This window comes from Actinomycetota bacterium (genome assembly GCA_030019255.1).
Classification (GTDB): Bacteria; Actinomycetota; Geothermincolia; order Geothermincolales; family RBG-13-55-18; genus Solincola_A.
The window spans coordinates 135,232-153,938 of sequence record JASEFK010000006.1; the positions used below are offsets into that span (position 1 = coordinate 135,232).

13 protein-coding genes are annotated in these 18,707 nt (G+C 63.8%); 7 read left to right on the top strand and 6 right to left on the bottom strand.

Annotation, left to right across the window (positions count from 1 at the left end):
• The first annotated feature begins 110 nt into the window (after window positions 1–110).
• The 7 genes from QME84_07145 (at window position 111) to QME84_07175 (ending at window position 11,382) form a co-directional block, all read left to right on the top strand.
• Window positions 111–1,784 (top strand): FAD-binding oxidoreductase, encoded by a 1,674-nt coding sequence (locus tag QME84_07145; GenBank protein ID MDI6874041.1) that lies wholly within the window; start codon window positions 111–113, stop codon window positions 1,782–1,784.
• Window positions 1,785–2,362: 578 nt separating this feature from the next.
• Window positions 2,363–3,856, top strand: coding sequence for an NAD(P)/FAD-dependent oxidoreductase (locus QME84_07150; protein MDI6874042.1), 1,494 nt, complete (start codon window positions 2,363–2,365; stop codon window positions 3,854–3,856).
• Between the two features lie 44 nt (window positions 3,857–3,900).
• Entirely contained in the window at window positions 3,901–4,185 is a 285-nt protein-coding gene (locus QME84_07155; protein ID MDI6874043.1) for a 4Fe-4S binding protein, read from the top strand.
• A gap of 166 nt (window positions 4,186–4,351) precedes the next feature.
• Entirely contained in the window at window positions 4,352–5,314 is a 963-nt protein-coding gene (locus QME84_07160) for an amidohydrolase family protein (GenBank protein ID MDI6874044.1), read from the top strand.
• Between the two features lie 421 nt (window positions 5,315–5,735).
• Window positions 5,736–7,820 (top strand): aldehyde ferredoxin oxidoreductase family protein, encoded by a 2,085-nt coding sequence (locus tag QME84_07165; protein MDI6874045.1) that lies wholly within the window; start codon window positions 5,736–5,738, stop codon window positions 7,818–7,820.
• A gap of 433 nt (window positions 7,821–8,253) precedes the next feature.
• The gene (locus QME84_07170) at window positions 8,254–8,745 is read left to right on the top strand and encodes a rubrerythrin family protein (GenBank protein MDI6874046.1); all 492 of its coding nucleotides are present in this window, start codon (window positions 8,254–8,256) and stop codon (window positions 8,743–8,745) included.
• A gap of 780 nt (window positions 8,746–9,525) precedes the next feature.
• Window positions 9,526–11,382 (top strand): hypothetical protein, encoded by a 1,857-nt coding sequence (locus QME84_07175; protein ID MDI6874047.1) that lies wholly within the window; start codon window positions 9,526–9,528, stop codon window positions 11,380–11,382.
• 917 nt (window positions 11,383–12,299) lie between these two features.
• Here QME84_07175 and QME84_07180 read toward each other — a convergent pair.
• The 6 genes from QME84_07180 to QME84_07205 all read right to left on the bottom strand — a co-directional run bounded on the left by QME84_07180 (window position 12,300) and on the right by QME84_07205 (window position 18,541).
• Window positions 12,300–13,076, bottom strand: coding sequence for a crotonase/enoyl-CoA hydratase family protein (locus QME84_07180; protein ID MDI6874048.1), 777 nt, complete (start codon window positions 13,074–13,076; stop codon window positions 12,300–12,302).
• A gap of 168 nt (window positions 13,077–13,244) precedes the next feature.
• Complete coding sequence (locus tag QME84_07185) at window positions 13,245–14,030, bottom strand: YiiX/YebB-like N1pC/P60 family cysteine hydrolase (GenBank protein ID MDI6874049.1); 786 nt, start codon at window positions 14,028–14,030, stop codon at window positions 13,245–13,247.
• 147 nt (window positions 14,031–14,177) lie between these two features.
• Window positions 14,178–15,293 carry a hypothetical protein gene (locus tag QME84_07190; protein MDI6874050.1) on the bottom strand — a complete coding sequence of 372 codons (1,116 nt, stop codon included), beginning with the start codon at window positions 15,291–15,293 and terminating at the stop codon, window positions 14,178–14,180.
• A gap of 249 nt (window positions 15,294–15,542) precedes the next feature.
• Entirely contained in the window at window positions 15,543–16,154 is a 612-nt protein-coding gene (locus QME84_07195; GenBank protein ID MDI6874051.1) for a TetR/AcrR family transcriptional regulator, read from the bottom strand.
• A 552-nt stretch (window positions 16,155–16,706) separates the two neighbouring features.
• A complete protein-coding gene (locus QME84_07200) occupies window positions 16,707–17,900 on the bottom strand; it encodes a cation:proton antiporter (protein ID MDI6874052.1) in 1,194 nt (397 codons plus the stop codon).
• Between the two features lie 116 nt (window positions 17,901–18,016).
• A complete protein-coding gene (locus QME84_07205) occupies window positions 18,017–18,541 on the bottom strand; it encodes a CBS domain-containing protein (protein ID MDI6874053.1) in 525 nt (174 codons plus the stop codon).
• Window positions 18,542–18,707: the final 166 nt, after the last annotated feature.

Consider the following 18,707-nt stretch of genomic DNA (forward strand, 5'->3'; position numbering starts at 1 on the left):
CCACGGAGCCGGCGTCGAGTAATCAGGCCGCAATCCGGACGCGACGGCGCCGTGGGCACGAATAAGGAATCACGTCGCAGCGGGAAGAAGGCTGGAAGGGGGAACAAGGCATGACCACAGCTACTCTCGAGACCTGGAGGGAGATATCGGATACCGCTTACCGGGAGCTGGAAAACGCGGTAGGCGAGGAGAACGTCTCCCGTGAACCGGCGGTCCTGGACGGGTACGCCTGGCAGCCGACCATCAACGACGACCCGGCCAAGTGGGTGAAGCGCCCCGTGGCCGTGGTCCTCCCCTCCTCCACCGAGGAGGTGCAGGAGGTGGTCCGGGTATGCAACCGCCATGGCCTGAAGTTCAAGGCCTTCTCCACCGGGTGGGGCGTTTATTCCGGCCCCACCTACGACAACGTGGTCCAGATCGACCTGCGGCGCATGAACCGCATCCTGGACATCGACGAGAAGAATATGTACGCGCTGGTGGAACCCTACGTCTGCGGGGCCCAGCTGCAGGCGGAGGCCATGAAGCGGGGTCTCAACTGCCACATCATCGGCGCCGGTCCCGCCTGCTCTCCCCTGGCCAGCGCCACCTCCGGCTGGGGAGTGGGCTGGGACGGCATCTACATGAGCTACGGGCACCGCAACCTCCTGGGAGCGGAATGGGTGCTCCCCAGCGGTGAGGTCATCCGGGTGGGATCAGCGGATTCCGGGTTGGGGTGGTTCTCTCCCGACGGGCCCGGCCCCTCCCTGCGGGGGCTGATGCGCGGGTCCACGGGAGCCCTATCCGGCCTGGGAGTATTTACCAAGTGTGCCCTGAAGCTCTATCCTTGGCCGGGGCCCTCGCGGGTGAACATCAAGGGCCTGCTCCTGGACGCCAAGGCGGAGATCCCGGAGAACGTGCGCTTCCACCTCTGCTTCTTCCCCGACCGCAAGAGGCTGGCCGACGCCGTGTACCGCATGGGCGAGGCGGAGATCGGCTATCTGGCCACCCGAACGGCGGTGGCCGCCTTCATCTATACCTTCGCCCCCCACCTGCTGCGCCGCATCGCCGGCACCCGCGCCCTGCGCGACGTGCTGAGCAAGGGCGTGAAGTGGGGTTTCGTTATCATGCTGGTGGGGGCCTCCGAGGAGGAGATCGAGTACCAGGACGCCGTGCTGCACCGTATCCTAACCGACCACGACGGGCTCTCCATCGAAGCCATGGGGGTCCCCTCCATCGGTTCCATGGTCTTCATGAACTTCTTCCGGGTCACGGCCATCCCCATGGTCTTCCGCATGGGCGGCCTCTTCTCCACCGCCCTGGACCGCAACGACACCTGGGACACCCAGCTGGACTGGGCGGAGATCGGGGAGGCCATCAAGAAGAAGTGGATTGAGCGGGGTGGCATCCTGGACGACCTGGCCGACAACCCCTTCATGGCCCTCTACGAGAGCAACATGTGGGCCCACTGCGAGGAGATTTTCCAGTACGACGCCCGGGATCCCAAGCACCTGGCCTCCCTGGAGCCCATGTTCATCGAGTTCTCCGTGGCGGCCATCGAGAAGTGCATGGAGCCCCTCTCCGCCACGGACGCCAGGCTGCGCAAGATAGTAAGTCCCCTCATGGGCCATTACAACGAGTGGCAGAAGAAGGTCTCGGCCATGGTGGACGCCAACCGGGCCGCGGACACCGGCATGTACTGCGACGAGGTGGACTTCGACTTCTCCAAGGTGGAGCCGGAGTTGAAGGCCAAGTTGGACCGCCTGGTGGAGAAGTTCCGCTGGACGGAGGAGGGTCCTCCGTCCTGAGGGAGGATCGCCTCTTATATTTAAGCGTGTCGTCGCCATCTCTTCCCAGCTCGAGGGCTGACCCCGGGAGCGGGAAAGGGATGGGTGGCTGACCAAGTTGACGAGGGCTGCCTGAAGATCGCTGCCGGAGTCGATGGGGGGCTGCTTGGCCCGAGTCGATGGGGGCTGCTTGAAAAGAAAAAGGCGGTCCGTCGCCTTGCCCTCGCTGTAGCACCGGTCGCGCTCCATCCGCCGCAACTTCCAAACCCCGACGATGCCGGGCGGCGCGCTTGCGTCGCGATGATGAAGACCGTCGTGGTCCGGGGTAAGCCCGGCGAGAAGCGATCGCCGGCCTTTAAGAAGCCTGGACATGCAGGGCCGCGAGATATCCCTGGCGGAGAGGGATACCTAGGGCCGAAGGGCAGCTGGGGTTCCTGGTCCCTGTCCCGGTAAGGGCCTTTTCCCGACCCAGGAAGGGCGGAATCCGTTAAGCGGGACCTGCAGGGAGAAAAGGACTACGATCCGGCGACAAGGCGGACGTTTCTCTATAGATAAAGGGAACCGAGAGAATGAAGACCCTTTGAGGGAGGTGACTGCGGATGGAAAAGTGGGACGTGGTGGTGGTGGGAGCCGGACCCGGCGGTTCCTACGCCGCCAAGACCGCGGCCGAGCTCGGCCTGAAGACGGTCTTCTTCGAGAGGGGCCGCAAGCCGGGGGACAAGAACTCCTCGGGCTGCGGCCTGGGGCAGCGCTGGTGGCGTGACTTCCCGGACATCATGGAGGCCCTGCAGGGGTTGCCCTCCGTGCGCAAGGTGGAGATGGTGGTGATCAACCTCGTCGACGAGAACAACCGCCTGCGCTACCGCTGCGGGACCACCGGCTCCGACCTCTGCGCCAACCGGTGGCCGCACGGCATGGACGGCATCAGCATCTACCGCCGGGACCTGGATCCCTTCCTGGCCGACCTGGCGGTCAAGGCGGGGGCGGAGCTGCGCACCTCCACCCTGGTGAGCGACGTGATCATGGAGAACGGGCAGGTGAAGGGGGTGCGCACGGAGAAGGGGGAACCCTTCTACGCCGAGGTGGTCATCGCCGCCGACGGTGCCATGTCCACCATGGCCCGCAAGTCGGGGATGCGCAACCGCTGGGGAGGTGGCTGCACCCTGGTGCCGCAGCTGGACTTCTCCGCCGACCCGGACAAGATGGACGACGTCATCGGGAACGCGGAGTGGGTGTGGTTCGGCGCCCTCTACGGGGCCTACCAGGTCAACTTCCGCGACGGTTTCCACATCGGCGCCGGCCAGTGGCTGCGGGAGGACTGGGACGAGAAGCCCACGGACATGGTCAAGAAGGTGCTGCAGTTCCCGGCCTTCCAGGCCATGTGCCGGGCCATCGACGCCAAGCCCCGCGAGTACCAGGCCCACCTCCTTCCCTGGTTGAAGAAGCCGCCCAAGACCTACACCGGGGGCATGATGCTGGTGGGGGACGCGGCGGGTTTCCCCTGTCCCCTGGAGGCGGAGGGGATCTGGCACGCCCTGACCTCGGGGAAGATCGCCGCGGAGACCGCCGCCTGGGCCATCTCCCGCGGGGACACCTCGGAGAGAGCCCTTGCCGAGTACGAGCGCCGCTGGAAGGCCTCTCCCCTGGGCAAGGAGCACGAGTTCGGGCCGGAGTTCGTGGACCTCTGGAACAGCACCATCTTCGACCCCAAGCTCATGGCCCGACAGATACAGCTCCTGCTGGAGTTCTCCATGCTCCATCCATTCTCGGTGGTCTTCGACTGGGGCGACGCGCACATAGACTGCTTCAACCAGCACCTGGAGCATCTCCTGGACCTGGCCCCGCAGTTCGCCGACTTCGGGCGTACCTACCTGGCCCCCCTGGCCCGGGGCATCTGGCCCAAGAACGTGAAGCGGATCCTGCTCTCCGTGAAACCCAGGATCCCGGTGCTGAACAAGCTCCCGGACAATACCTTCCTGCGTGTGGTGGCAAAACTTTCCAAGTCTCTGGCCCCCTACCTCGACCCCACGGTGGACCAGGAGGCCCCCCTGCCCCGGGAGGTCTTCGAGCGGAGCAGGGCCGGGAAGAAGTAGTCGGAAAGCTGCTTCCGGGAGGGCGCAATGAGGAGGTATAGGAGATGGAGGACATCAAGCTGGATTTCACCAAGCTAGTGAAGAGGGTGGACGCCGACAAGACCGGCGACTTCATCCGCTACGACGAGAGCAAGTGCAACGGATGCGGGCTGTGCAACATGGTCTGCTCCTTCAACCTTTGGTCGATGAAGGACGGCAAGGCCCGCCTGGCCCCGCGCTACCAGGAGCTGTGCCTGGAGTGCGCCGCCTGCTGGGAGATCTGTCCCACGGAGGCCATCGACTTCTCCTACCCCGCCGGCGGCACCGGGGTGGTCATCGAGTACGGATAATAGCTGTGCGCCCGTAGTCGAGCTACGAACCGCGTCGCAGTCGATACGTGCCGGGGGCGTACCGCATGGTTTACGCCCCGAGACGTAGGCGCGTCGGCGGGGCATTCCCGCCATCGACGGGAGAGACAAAATGGCGTTCGCGGGGAGAGACGAGCGGAGGGAAAGAATGGAAAATCCCACGCCGAAAATCGACGTGCACCACCACATAGCTCCGCCGCCATACCGCACCGCCCTGGCCGCCCGGGGCGTGGAGAGCGTCGGGGGGCGGCCCATCCCGGCCTGGGACCTGGAGGAGACCCTGGGCTTCATGGACCGGCAGGGCATCGAGACGGCGATGCTTTCGGTCTCCGCGCCCGGCGTGTTCATCGGCGACCTCTCCTTGGCCCGGGAGCTGGCCCGCTCGTGCAACGAGTACCTCGCCGGGCTGGTGCGCGAACAACCGCGCCGCTTCGGCGCCTTCGCCGTCCTGCCTCTCCCGGACGTGGAGGCCGCCCTGGAAGAGGTTGCCTACGCCCTGGACGAGCTGGGTCTTGATGGAATAAGCCTCTTGAGCAGCGTTGACGGGCGCTACATGGGAGACCCTGCCTACCGGCCGCTCTTCGAGGAGCTGGACCGCCGCGGGGCGGTGGTCTTCATGCATCCCCATACCCCGGAGGAGGACGAGGCGCCCAAGACCGGCCTCCCTCCGTCCTTAATCGAGTTCGTCTTCGAGACCACCCGCGCCGTGGCCTCGCTGCTCTTCCGCGGGACCCTGGAAAGGTGTCCCCGGGTGAGGCTCATCCTGCCCCACGCCGGGGGCACCGTCCCCTTCATCGCTATAAGACTCACCCTGGGACAGTTCTGGCCCGGCCTCCAGGAACACGTCCCCAAGGGGGTCGTCGCCTACCTGCGGGAGCTCTACTACGACACCGCCATCTCCGCGGCGCCCTTCGCCCTGCGTTCCCTGCAGGAACTGGTGGACGATTCGCACATCCTCTTCGGGAGCGATTATCCCTTCGCCCCGGAGCTGGCTGCCGTGGCCACCGTTTCCGGCCTGAACGAGTACCCGGGGTTCGACGAGGCCTCCCGGGAGGCCGTGTTCCACCGCAACGCCCGGGCGCTCTTCCCCCGCCTGCGGATGATGTCATGAGCTCTACTCACTCCCACCCGTGATTCGGCGGCCAGCCCGACCCTGGCGGGAGAATAGGGAATCCACGGGAGGGGAATCCATGGGAGGATGCGGTTGGGGGAGCCGCAAACCTCGCCTGCCGGTGGTCCGCGGGATCTAGGCGATGTGGGTCGCGGAGGAATATAGAGGAAATCGTGCAGGCATGGACCACAGCTCTTGACCGCGGATCTGGGTGGTGTGGGTCGCTTAGGAAAGGGGCACAAAACATAATCTTATCGCGGACACGGTAGCCGGGCACCTCGGAACAGAAGGTCCCTCCATGGCCGGAAGCCCACCCTTCATCGGGAACGGCGAGGCAGGCGACGAACCCGCCAGGGGAGGGCGCGGGAAACCGAGGCTCGGATATGGGCAGTCCGGAAATGGTAAAAAGAGGTGACCTTCGATGCTTCATGAACCGGTAAAGCTGCTTTGGGTGGACCTGTCCACGGGGGAGTTGTCCGAATTCCGGCTGGAAGAGGACGCCTGCCGAAGGTTCCTGGGCGGCTCCGGGCTGGCGGCCTACATGTTCTTCCAACTAAGGGGTTGGGAGGCTCAACCCCTGTCCTCCGGAAACCCCCTCCTGATCCTCAACGGACCCCTCTCCGGGACCAACCTGCTTGGCTGTTCCCGCCTCTCCATCTGCGCCCGCTCCCCCCAGACCGGCATATGGGGGGAGTCCAGCATGGGCGGCCCCTTCGCCCGCCAACTGCGGGGCACGGGCTACGAGGGCGTCGTCCTCGTGGGGGCCTCGGAACGACCGGTATACCTCCTCCTCACGGAGAGGGGCGGCGAGCTGCGCGACGCCTCCCACCTTTGGGGCAGGGGCACCTTCGAGACGGAGGAGATCCTGAAGGAGGAGGTGGGCAACCGCAGGGCGGCGGTGGCGAGCATCGGCCCGGCCGGTGAACACATGGTAAAATATGCCAGCGTGGTCGGTAACCGCGGGAACCTGGCGGCGCGCTGCGGCCTGGGCGCGGTGATGGGCTCCAAGAAGCTGAAGGCCGTGGTGGTCAGGGGCGACCTCAAGCCCCGCCCCGCGGACCGCGAGGCCTGCGAGGCCGTGCGCCGCCGGGCCCTGGAGAACATGGAGAGGAGCGCCTTCGCCGAGGGCCTCCGCCTCTTCGGGACCGCGGGAGGCGTGGACCTCTCCTCGGCCATCTGCGACCTGCCGGTGAAGAACTGGCGGGAACCCCGCTGGGTGGAGGGGATGGAAGAGCTCTCCGGGGTGAACATGGCCGACACCATCCTGGTCGGCAGGCGCTCCTGCTACGCCTGCCCCATCGCCTGCAAGCGGGTGGTGGAGATTAAGGGAGGAAAATACGCCATGCCGGAGGGGCCGGGCCCGGAATACGAGGGGGTGGGGTCCCTGGGGTTCATGCTCAAGATCGGCGACCTCCGGGCGGTGGCCCGGGCCAACGCGCTGTGCAACGACTACGGGATGGACGCCATCTCCACCGGCGGGACGCTGGCCTATGCCGTGGAGGCCTTCCGCGAGGGACTCATCGACGAGGAGGTCACGGGAGGCCTGGCCTTGGACTGGGGGCGGCCGGACCTCCTCGTGGAGCTCATCCCCCGCATAGCCCGCCGCGAGGGCTTCGGCGACCAACTCGCGGAGGGCAGCCGCTTCCTTTCCGCCAGGTACGGCGGCGAGGAATTCGCCATCCAGGTCAAGGGGCTGGAATGCCCCATGCACGATCCGCGCGCCCTCTGGTCCATGGCCCTGGGCTACGCCACCAGCATCCGGGGCGGATGCCACAACCGGGACACCAACCTGGGCCTGGAGATGGGCATGGACAGCCTGGAGGAGATAGGTTTCCCGGGGACCCTCCCGCAGCGCCGGGTGGGCAAAGCCCAGATGACCGTCCATTCCCAGGCCATAGGAGCGATCTGCGACGCGGCGGTCATCTGCCTCTTCGCCTGGAAGGGAGCGGGGTCCAGCCTGGCCCTCCTCAGGGACATGGTCAACGCGGTCACCGGGTACGGGTTCTCCCTGGAGGACCTCATGGAGACCGGGAACCGCATCTGGTACCTCAAGAGGGCCCTGTGCAACCTCTGCGGCACCACCCGGGAGGATGACCGGGTGCCGCGGCGGATAATCGAGCCGCACCTCGACGGGGAGGCCTCCTTCCTTCTTGGAGCCCTCAACCCCCTCCTACGATCCACCAACCGGCTGGTGGGCAGGATAAGGAGCGAGAGGCTGCTGCACTGGGTCAAGGAGTTCAACCGCCGCGTGATCTTGCGCCACACCTTCCGGATAGTCACCTTGGCCGCGAAGGTGCTGCCCTCAGCCCGGCCTTCCACCCGCGGAAGCCGCGCCGACGGGCCCGCGGGACCGGAAGGCGGCCGCGTGGACTTCGATTTCATGCTCGAGGAGTTCTACCGCCTGAGAAGGCTGGACGCGCGCGGCTTCCCGGAAACCGCGGTCCTGGAGAGGTACGGGCTGGAGGAGGTCTCCCGGGTCCTGCACGGGAATAACCAGGCCGGATAGAGTCCATCGGCCATCTTGCAAGATTGCCAAGTTTCTCCACCGGAGCCCAGATCCATCGCCGCAAAGCCGTTGTGGTGACCCTTTGCATTCATGAAACCCGGGTTTCTTGCCCCATGTGGTGACACAAGGACCTCCCGGGCGACATCGAGACTCAACCGTAGTTCGAACCCGGCGTCTCGCCGCTGTCCGGGGAATTCAGCCTGGTTTATCCTTGATGGTCTTGCCATCCCGCCGGCGGGGTGGCGATATGAGCGGGATCATGGTTGGAATGCTTGCCCTCCGCTTGTATAAGATCGTGGGTGGAAGGGAATATTAACGGAGTATGGGTGGAGGTCCGTGCTCCGCGGCAGGACCAGCGGGGCTGATGCCACGAGGCCCGGCCCGCCCGGCAGACGGCGGGCAGGGAAGGGACGGAAGACGAGGAGGTATTCGGATGAGCACCATGGACAACCTCAGGGAGGCCTTCGCCGGTGAATCCCAGGCCAACCGCAAGTACCTGGCCTTCGCCAAGAAGGCGGAGGAAGAAGGGTACGCCCAGGTGGCCAGGCTCTTCCGGGCCGCCGCCGAGGCGGAGACGGTGCACGCCCACGCCCACCTGCGGGTCATGGGGGGCATCGGCACCACAGAGGATAACCTGCGCCAGGCCATCGAGGGGGAGACGGCGGAGTTCCGCTCCATGTACCCGAAGATGATGGAGGAAGCCAAGGCGGAGGGCAACGACGCCGCCTACATCTCCTTCGCCAACGCCAACGCGGTGGAGGAGATCCACGCCGGGCTCTACCAGAAGGCGCTGGACAACCTGGGGAACAACGAGGAGGTTGATTATTACGTCTGCCAGGTGTGCGGGAACACGGTGGAAAGGGAGGCACCGGAGAAGTGCCCCATCTGCGGCGCCCCCAGGAAGATGTTCAAGAAGATAGACTAAGCCCCGTCGGCTTGAAGGAGTCGTAAAGGCCCTCTACAAGGGCCTTCCTCTTTCATGCAACTTGGAAACCCGACCAGGATGCGGGAACACCTTGGGTAAGCGGAGTTGGGATAGGGGGTCTCGACCCCCCCTTCCGAAAGGGAGCACGTCCTTTCCGCCGGACTTCCGGATGTGCCGCCACCAGGTTACGACTTCTACGAAAGGCGCGTGCGGGGTTTGATGGAGCCCTTACGGTAACCGGGCGGCCAGAGCACGAAGAGCATGGCATAGGGAAAAGAATCCGGTCATAGGTGGAGAGGATGATCCTGCTGAGCGGCCTTAACAGAAAATGAGGAAGGTATTCCCGCATCTTTCGAAAGAGGAACTGCGGCCAGAAGAGGGGCGCCAGCCGCCGAAACTCCTTCCGTGCCTCATCGGAGTCCTCCACGGCCAAGGCGGCGATTCCGCCGGAAAACAGGGCTCCGTGCACCCCGAAGAGGAGCACGGGACTGACCAGGCCGGCCAGCGTTCCGGCAAATCCGCATTCTGCCCGCCGCCAAGCAAGAACCTTCCTACATCCCTTATACCCCAGGGGACGAGATGCTCAAGGGCCAGGAGGCATCGCCAGCAAGGGAGATGGGGAACGCGGTCACTCGCTAGGGCCGGTTGGCCGGTGTCGCCGTCATGGGCATGATTTATATTAAGCTTGGCAGCGGATACAAAGCATGTCTGAATTCTGGGGTTCGGAATCTTCACGGCCCCCTACGGCCGAAATACTTAGGGGGGTGAGGGAGCGAGGCGATGGGCTGGGAAAACCTGGTGTTGAGCGCCGTGGGCATACTGGCGGGCGGCGGCGTGACCGCGGTCATCCTGAACCACGAGCTAGCCGAGCGCCGCGGGGCGCGGGAGGATGCGGTGCGCCTCTATGCCGAGCCGCTGGAGAAACTGGCCCATGCGGGCGGGTCGGCGTTCCGCGAGGCGCAGAAAGATCGCCTGCCGAGGCTGGACCTGCATTCCTTCGTGTCGGAGGAATTTGATCGCCGCCTTCAGGAGATCCCAGGCCTGGAGAGGCTCTCCAGCCTCCCGGAGGGTTTCGATCGCCTCCCCCTTCTCTACCGGAGGTTGTTGAAGGCGTACGCCGACTGCCGGCTGGCCATCCGGGATCGGCTGCGCCGGGGAGAGGACGCTTCCGCGGAGGAGGTAAAAAGGCAGGAGCTTGAGGACCTCTTTGCGGAAGTGGGGAGGTCAGTGGCCACTGCTTACTCGCGCATCCGCTGCCTTCGCGCCTGGAGCTACGACCGAATGCTGGAGAGGGTCCGCCGGGATGAAGAACTGGTCTCCTGCGGCCAGCGCCTGCTGGACCTGGAGGAATCCCTGGAGGCGCTCCAGGGAGCGGTGCCCGGCGAGAACCACCCGCCGGGCGACGAGGGCGGTCTTTCCGCCACGGGCGGCGGAGTAACCGAAACGGCGAAAAGGCCGGGGGCTCCCGGGGAACCGGAATCACACCTGGCTGAACTCATCGCGGATCATGAAAACCTGCGCCGCGTGGGTATCAACCTGGTGGCCTCCGAGAACCGTCTTCCTCCCGCCGCGCTGCGAGCCCTGGGAAGCGACCTCGCCGGCCGCTACCACGCGGAAGGTTACGGGGGTTCGATCCACGCGCGTCGTATCACCAAGGAGGTGGAACGACTGGCCCGCGAGACCTTCGGGGCCGACCACGCCCTGGTGACGCCCCTTTCCGGGAACATGTGCGTTTTAGCCGTCCTTTTCGCCTTCACCTCTCCGGGAGAATCCGTCGGCCTCATCCCCTTCCAGTCAGGCGGATACCCCTTCGGGGTGGAGAAATTTCATCGCCGACCCGCCTGGATCCCCGTGCACCCTGACACCCTGGAAATAAATCCTGCCGAGGCCGTGGAAATCCTGGTCCGCGAGAAAGCGAGGGTGGCTTTCCTGGGGGCTTCCTTCATCCCCTTTCCCCACCCGGTGGCGGAGATACGCCGCGGTCTTCTGGAGGCGGGGCACGAGTGCCTCCTGGCCTATGACGGGTCCCACGTCCTGGGCCTCGTAGCCTGCGGGGAGTTCCAGGATCCCTTGCGGGAGGGAGCGGATATCCTCATGGGAAGCACACACAAGTCCCTCTTCGGTCCCCAGGGCGGGATCATCATCACCAACCGGGGCGAGCTCGCCAAACGCCTCAGGAAATTCCTGGAACTGGACCTGGAAGCGGGCATCGGCCTGGTGGACAACCCCCACCTCAACCGCATCGCCGCCCTCGGGATCGCCCTGGAAGAACTGCAGGTTGACCCGACCTACGGCCGCCGGGTGGTGGAAAACGCCAGGGCCCTGGCGGAGGCCCTGCACGCCGATGGTGTACCGGTGCGTTTCGCAGGAAGGGGCTTCACCGCCTCCCACCAGGTACTCCTGGACCTGGGAGAAAAAGAGGCGGAACGGATGTGCCGGGACCTGGAACGTCACGGAATCTTCATCGACGCCTGGGGGAGGCTGGGCACCGCGGAGGTGACCCGCCAGGGCATGGGAACCGGGGAGATGCGCCGCATCGCCGGCTGGATAGCGGCCGTCTACCACGGCGATCCACCCCCCGGCTTGGCCTCCGAGGTTAAGCGCATGGCCGAACGTTTCTCTTCACCGGCGTTTTAACCGCAAATCCAATAGGAACCTTGAACGACTTGATACACCTCTGCGACCCGGGGCGGGACCGTGCTCACGCCTGCAACCTGTACAACTGGATCATCACCCGGGCGGACACCGGCCCGGTACTTGGCCCCGCAACGCTGCAAAGGAATGCACTCCCTCGTCGACCATGCCTTGAAAGGCAGAAAATCCCCGGGGGGATTTTCGACACATGGATCATGGATATACTTTCTCCGTTACTTACCGGATTGTTATCATCGGCCAAACGCTTCCCTGCACCGCTTTTCTCCCATGCCGGACCGGTACGAAAAGTGAAAGGATGCCGGTTTCATGCGGCCGTTGAACTTTCCACGCGCTGGTAATAATATATTGCCAGGAGTTTCCAGGTATCCTGTCAGGCAGGTCCGGAAGGAGAACGCTCCCGTGGTAGCGATGACGGCCCACATTGTAGCCATCAATGAAAGCCGAAGGGTCGGGTAAGGCGGTTGGAATCATGAACGCGACTATGTTTTCCAGGGCATTCCCCAGGTGGCGCCTCCTGGCTGCGGCAGGTATCCTCCCTTTCCACTTCCCTGGGTACACCGGTGACCATACACGGAGACATGGCCACCGTTCCCTGAGGGCAAGGCGGTTGCTCCGGGTGAGGGCCCGGATTCCACTTGACTTTCCTACCTCCCCGACCCAGCGGAAATCCGGCGGAGGGCGCGCGGCGACGTGGCCTCGTCCCCTGCTTCACGGGCTCGCGACAAGGCGACCGGAAAACGGCATGATCCATAGACGTTTCTTTTATTTGCCACGATCGCGTGGGAAAAACACCGGGTTTCATCCCGCAAGGTTTCGATTTTCGGTCCGCCTGCCAAAGCCCTGTCAGGGACTCGGCTCTCGATCCGTGGTTAAGGCCCTGGATTTTCACGGTGGGCGGTCTAAAAAACCCCGTGCTTTCCCTCTCCCTCGCTGAAGCGGGTGGCGCCCCGCACCGCCTCGCCGCTGGCCAGGGTCTCCATGCCCAGGCGGAACTCCAGCTCCAGGCCCTCCTCGAAGGGCCTTCCCATTCCGCGGTAGACGGCCAGCCGGTCGTTGCGCATACACACCTGGGGAAATTCGGCCAGCTGTGCGGCCAGCTTCTCCGCCTCCTCCCTGGCCTTTCCCTTGGGCACCACGCGGTTCACCAGACCCATGGCCAGCGCCTCCTCCGCCCCCACCGGTCGACCGGTGAGGATGAGGTCCAGGGCCCGGCTCATCCCTATCAGACGCGGGAGTCGCTGGGTCCCGCCGTCGATCAGGGGCACGCCGAAACGCCTCTCGAATATGCCCAGAACGGCGTCCTCCTCCGCCACCCGCAGGTCACACCAGATGGCCAGCTCCAGGCCGCCCGCCACAGCATACCCGGATATGGCAGCGATCACCGGCTTGCCGAGGAGCATCCGCGTGGGTCCCAGGGGAGCGTCCGCGGTCATGTCCTGGTTAAGGCGTTGGGCCTCCCGCAGAGGATCGGCGGCCAGGGCCTTGAGGTCGGCTCCCGCGCAGAAGGTCCCTCCCGCCCCCCAGAGCACCGCGACGCAGGACTCCTCGTCGGCGTCGAACTCGCGGAAGGCTTCCGCCAGTTGCCGCGAGGTGTGGTAGTCGATAGCGTTCCGGACCTCCGGGCGGTTGATGATCACCGTCCACACCTTTCCGTTCCTCACCACTTCGACTTCCAAGCCGTCCTCCTTTCTCTTCCCAGCCCGCTCACGCCCTCCAGGGGCCAGGTCCAGGGCGGACACCATCCCCTATCCTGGAGTCCCCCCGCCCGGGCGTTTCCTGCCTCCTCTCTCCTCGCTCCTTCCCCGAATCCCCCGTAGTGATGCGATTACCGGGCAGGCGGGGGCTCAGCGCATCACGGCCGCCGTCCCGAAGAGGGCACACAGGGTCAGGGCCTTCATGAGCAGGGAAAGGATGGTGTCCGGCCGGCGCTCGAAGTGGCCGCCGATGACCGCGGTGTCGGGGTGCAGGTAGAGGTCGTCCGGGGAAACCCCGAAGGAACCCATCCCTACCTCCAGGTTCAACCGCCCTCCCGTGGCCCTACGGTACACCGCCCAGGGGAGCTCGCTGCAGTACCACGTCTCCCCGTCCTCCTGCTCCGAGAACCAGTTCAGGTCGTACGAGGTACCCACCTCCCCCTCCGCCAGCTCCGCCGCCATTCTCCTCTCCTCCTCCGTGGCCGAGGTCACGCGAAGGCAGACCACCCAGGTCATCCTGGGAAACTCCCACGATTCCACCGGGGCCCGCACCGTCCCCTGGTAAGGATTGGCGGCCACCACGATGTCGCCATCACCCACGTATAGTGCGGCATGGGTCCATCCCCGCGGGGGATTCGTGGAGGGAACCAGGCTGAGCCGGCACCTCCCAAGGAGGATGTCTCCAGGGAGCAGGTAGTCCCTCATGCGGGGGGTCCCCTCACTTTCCTCTCCCGGAACCGGACCGCCGACCCGCTTCTCCGGCAACGCGGCCAGGGCACGATCTCCCTCCGCGCTCCCGAGGCAGGCCGGGCTCCTGTCCACGCCGGGGGGCGAGGGGATGAAGAGCAGGCAGGCCACCGGCACGGCCAGGGCCACCAGCACCAGCCATGACCACCAGGGCCTGGATTTCCCCAGGCTATCCGGATACGCGTACACTGTACGCCGCCCTTTCCTCAGAATCTTCCCCCCCGCGAGAGCCCGACGCTCATCCCGGGTACCAGCCAAATTCTAACCCGTCCAGCCCGGCACAAGGAAAGGAGGGCGCCCGGCGCCCTCCTTTCGCCTCCCTCACTTGGGGGTGGCTCAGACTCCGGCCGGGGCGGCGGCCTTCTCCTCCTCCAGGGCCTTGCGCACCAGCTCCTCCACCGGGACGTCTCGAAGCGTCTCCACTCCCAGGAGGCGCTTGCACAGGATCGGTCCTATTCCCACCCTGCTGAGCATGAGCGCGATGACGGCCGTCGTGGCGGCGAGACCCCTGGTCCATCCCAGCCTGCGGATGAGGATGGTGGCCAGCACCGCGGGTCCCAGGGTCCCCCCGAAGATGGCCGCGTTCTCCAGGGCGAAGAGGCGGGCGGCCTCCGGCAGGCGCTCGAAGATGTCCGCCTCCCCCGCCATTCCCTTCTCCATGTCCTGGCCCTCCATGAGCCACTTGGTGATCCAGTAGTACATGAGGGGCAGGAAGGCGGCGCCGTAGACCAGCAGGATGGCCACCACGTCCGAGCCCAGCCACCCGATGACGTTGCTCCACTTCCAGTTCTCGAAGGCCTCGCGGTTCTTGGAGAAGAAGCGCTGGTAACCCCGGTTGTCCCAGCCGTTGGCCAGGATGAAGAAGAATCCCAGGTAGGCCAGGACGGTCTGCAGGGCGGCCTGGTAATACTTGCCTTTCATGAGCAGGTTGTAGGTGACCAGGAAGCCCAGGATGCCCTGGGTGACGTTGGTGGTGGTGAATATGCCCACCAGCCACTGGGGAATGGTCTCGTAGCTCCCCACCTGCATGGTCTCCCAGTTGGGGTTGGACCACAGGAGCACGGAGCCCGAGGGGACGAAGAGCAGGGAGAGGAACAGCAGGTTCTTCAGGAAATACTCGTTGTGGAAGGCGTCGCTGTACCTCTCCGCCCAGGCCTTCACTACCTTCACCACCTTCCCCAGGTCGCGGAAGGTCACCTGGCCGGGACGCAGCCCGTTGGCCTTGAGTTCCCTTACCAGTTCCTGGAAGGCGCGGTGGTTCTCCTCGCTCAACCCCGCCGGCACGGTCTCCGCCGCCGGGGCCCCGGCGCCGACGGCTTCCGGCGCGCCCTTCCATCCCAGCTTCCAGCGGCGGACCTCGTTCTCCACCTTGAGTTTCCTCAGCTGCCGGAAGGCGGCCAGCGCGAAGCTGGAACCTATCCCGTAGCTCCAGAACACGTCGACCTGTACCATCCTCCACCTCCTGTCCCAAGAGCCTGCCACGCACTACCCTGAGCGGTTTCGGAATGACCGGTCATTCCGTCCCGAGCTCACCGAGTTCCCATCCCAAATCATCCCCCGGTTGTCATCCCCCCTTCCAGCGCAAATCGCCGAGCCTGCTCGCTCTCACCCCCCCGACCCGTCAGCCCTCGGCGGGATGTTCCGCCACCGGGACCGAACGGACCCCGTGCGGCGGTGTCACCGGGCCACGTAAAAGCCTCCTCATGGCCGCGCTTTCATCCCCTCCAGCATGAGGGTGATGATGGTCTCCTTCCACACCTTCACCGCCCGGTCTGGATCCTCGGAAGAAACCACCCTCCGGCAGGCCTCGAAGAGAGCGGCGTTCACTGCCAGGGCGGTCTCCTTTATGTGAAGGTCACGGCGCAGGTATCCCTTGCGTACCCCGTTCTCCAGGTACATGGCGGTGAACTTACCGAAGAGGTCGAAGATGTCCCTGATCCTCTTCTGCATGGATTCGTCGTTTATTCCGAATGCCTCGTAGAAAAGGACGCGTGATATCTGCGGGTAGCTTTTGAAGAGTTCGAACAGTCGATCCCCTATGGTTTCCAGTTGTTCGCGGTACTCTTCCAGGGTATTCGGTTCCCGCGGGTCGATGTCGGACACGAACTCCGTGGCCCTGGAGATGATATCCTCCACCACGTGGTTGAAGATGTCCAGCTTGTTCTTGAAGTAGCGGTAAAAGGTGCCATGCCCTATGTTCAGACGGGCCGCGATATCCTCTATTTTTGCCGCGTGGTAACCCTTCTCGGAAAAGACCTCCAGCGCGGCTTCGATTATCTCGCTGCGCCGGCGCTCAACCAGGGTGAGGTCCATTCATCCCCCTTTCTGAATGACATGTCATTCCGCATTGAATTTAACCCGGTCTTTTTCTCCCGTCAATATCTCTTTCCTCTGAATATCGATGGAACTCGTTTCTTCCCGCTTTCGACACCGCTTTCCCACGCCATGCCATCCCGATCCCGAGCGCTCTTACTTTGAAGCCCTGCTTTTGACTCCAGGTTTCGGAAACAAACCATATGTCCTTTCCCCTTTTCCAGATTCCACGCGCGGGGAGGAAGCGTTTTACGGTTTTCCACGATCTAAGTTTTCACCTAATCGCAGGCAAAAAACCGGCGAATATCGAGGGCGGCCTGGGAAAGATCCTATCCGCATTCACCCGGGCGGGGACCGGAAGCCGCCCCGCGAGGAGTGATACGGGGTTCCGGCTATCGCTGGATTCGCTTTTCACTGTAACGGGGTCCCAAAAGCCGCGGGAGTAGCAGTTGTGACCGGCCTGTCCCACCCGGCTCCATCTCCGCATAACACATCCACGGCAAGGCGCCTATAAATGTGGAATCTTCGGGCTCTTCTGGACCGCGACTTCTCTCAGTGTCCTCTCCCCGCCTCCGCGGATTCCCTCTCACCGACCCTTCGAAAGGCCAACTTGAGCAGCAGGGGCGTGAGCAGGTTGGTCACGAAAACCATGAGCACGGTCATGGCAAAGACCTTGTTCCCTATTGCACCGGCCTGCAGTCCGATGGTGGCCATGATCAGGGCCACTTCCGCCCTGGGTATCATGCCCACCCCGATGGCCAAAGAGCTGCGGTTGCTGAACCAGGGACGCGCTCCAAGCCCGCACCCGACGATCTTCCCCAGGATGGCAATCAGGAGGAAGAGGATGGACATGATACCCGCTTCCCGGAGAGCCCCCAGCTTCATGTTCACGCCTATATAGGTGAAAAAAAGGGGGATGAAGAAACCATATCCGATGGTGTTCAACCTTTCCGCGATGGCCTTCTTCTCCCGCGTAGGGTTGAGCACCAAGCCGGCCAGAAAGGCTCCCGTGATCTCCGCCACCTTCACGCTGGAGGCCATCCATCCCAAAGCGATGGCGAAACAGATACTTATAGCCACCATCGCCTCGTCCACCCACATACGCGACACCAGGCGGGTAAGCCACTTCGATCCCCAGAAACCAAGCGAGATCACCGCGGCGAAGAAAAGAGTCATCAGTCCCAACAGCCTCAACACATGTAAGGTACTGGGAAATTCTCCCACGGTGACCACCGATACCAGGACAGTGAGTATGAAAATACCTATCACGTCGTCTATCACCGCCGCCGTTACCACCGTAGTCCCCTCCCTGGTGCGGAATTTTCCCATGTCCATCAGACTTCTCAAGGTTAGCCCTATGCTAGTGGCGGTCATGATGCCCCCGATGAAAACGGCGCTCCTGAGGCTTTCCCCCGCCGCTCTGAAAATCAGTGTCCCTGCCGCCATGGGCACGGCGACGCCGAATATGGCAACCACCAGGGAAGCCATCCCCATCCTGCGCATGGTGGTCAGATCGATCTCCAGGCCAGCCATGAAAAGGAGGAGCATGATGCCCAAAGTGGATACGGTCTGGATGGTGACGTCCGGCTGCACCCAGCCCAGGAGGGAGGGACCCAGTAGGATTCCCGCAACTATTTCCCCCAGAACACTGGGTAACTGTAGGCGGGAAGTCAGCTCACCGAAAAGCTTTGCCGCGAAGAGCAGGAGGGCGATGCTGATCAGGATGTGATATACGTCCGTCTCCATATGCGTCCCTTGATCTTTCCTCGTCGTGTTCCTTGATGCCTGATTCCTTTTTCTCCCGGAGATCGATAATCATCCTTGCCGAACCCTCCCCTGCGCCGTTTACCGCAGGGCTGCGTTCAGGCCTCTTCCGGGCAAGGTTCCCCGCCTGTCCCTTCCTTCCTCCCTTGGAACTTGTAAAGCTCCACGAAATTGCGGATGAGGTCGTGCATGGAAACTTCTCCCACCAGCTCATCCCGACGCACCACCGGTACCTGGCGCACGAAATTGACGCTCATCTGCTTCAGTACCTCTTTCATCTCCGTGCCCACCTCCACCTTGACCACATTCCGGGTCATCATGTCCTCGGCGGTGATCACGGCCCCGTCGTAGTAAAGGGTTTTGCTCTCTGCCCGCCCGGGTGTGCCCATGCGATTGAACTGAGGGGGTAGAACCATCTCCACGAAGTCCTTGCGGGCGATGACTCCTACCACCCGGTTCGAACCGGGGTATTCGGTGATCCAGATATGCCCGAAATCAATTAGGGTCTCGAGAACCTCGAGCACGGTCACGTCCTTGGGTAGAACGGCATAACCGGTTTTCTTCATCACTTTTTCCACCGGGAGCCTATAGAACTCGTCCAGGACGCGCTTGTACAATTCCATCACCTCCCAGGAGTTAGGAAAGCTTTACCAAGAATAATGTTCCGGCATCACGAACATTATCGCCATGCCTTCTGGACATCAAACCTTCGGTCAGTTTACCGCCTCCCCGGATCTAAGCCCTTCCCGCGAAGACCTAGGCCTGTGGATCAAACCTAACGTTTAAAGC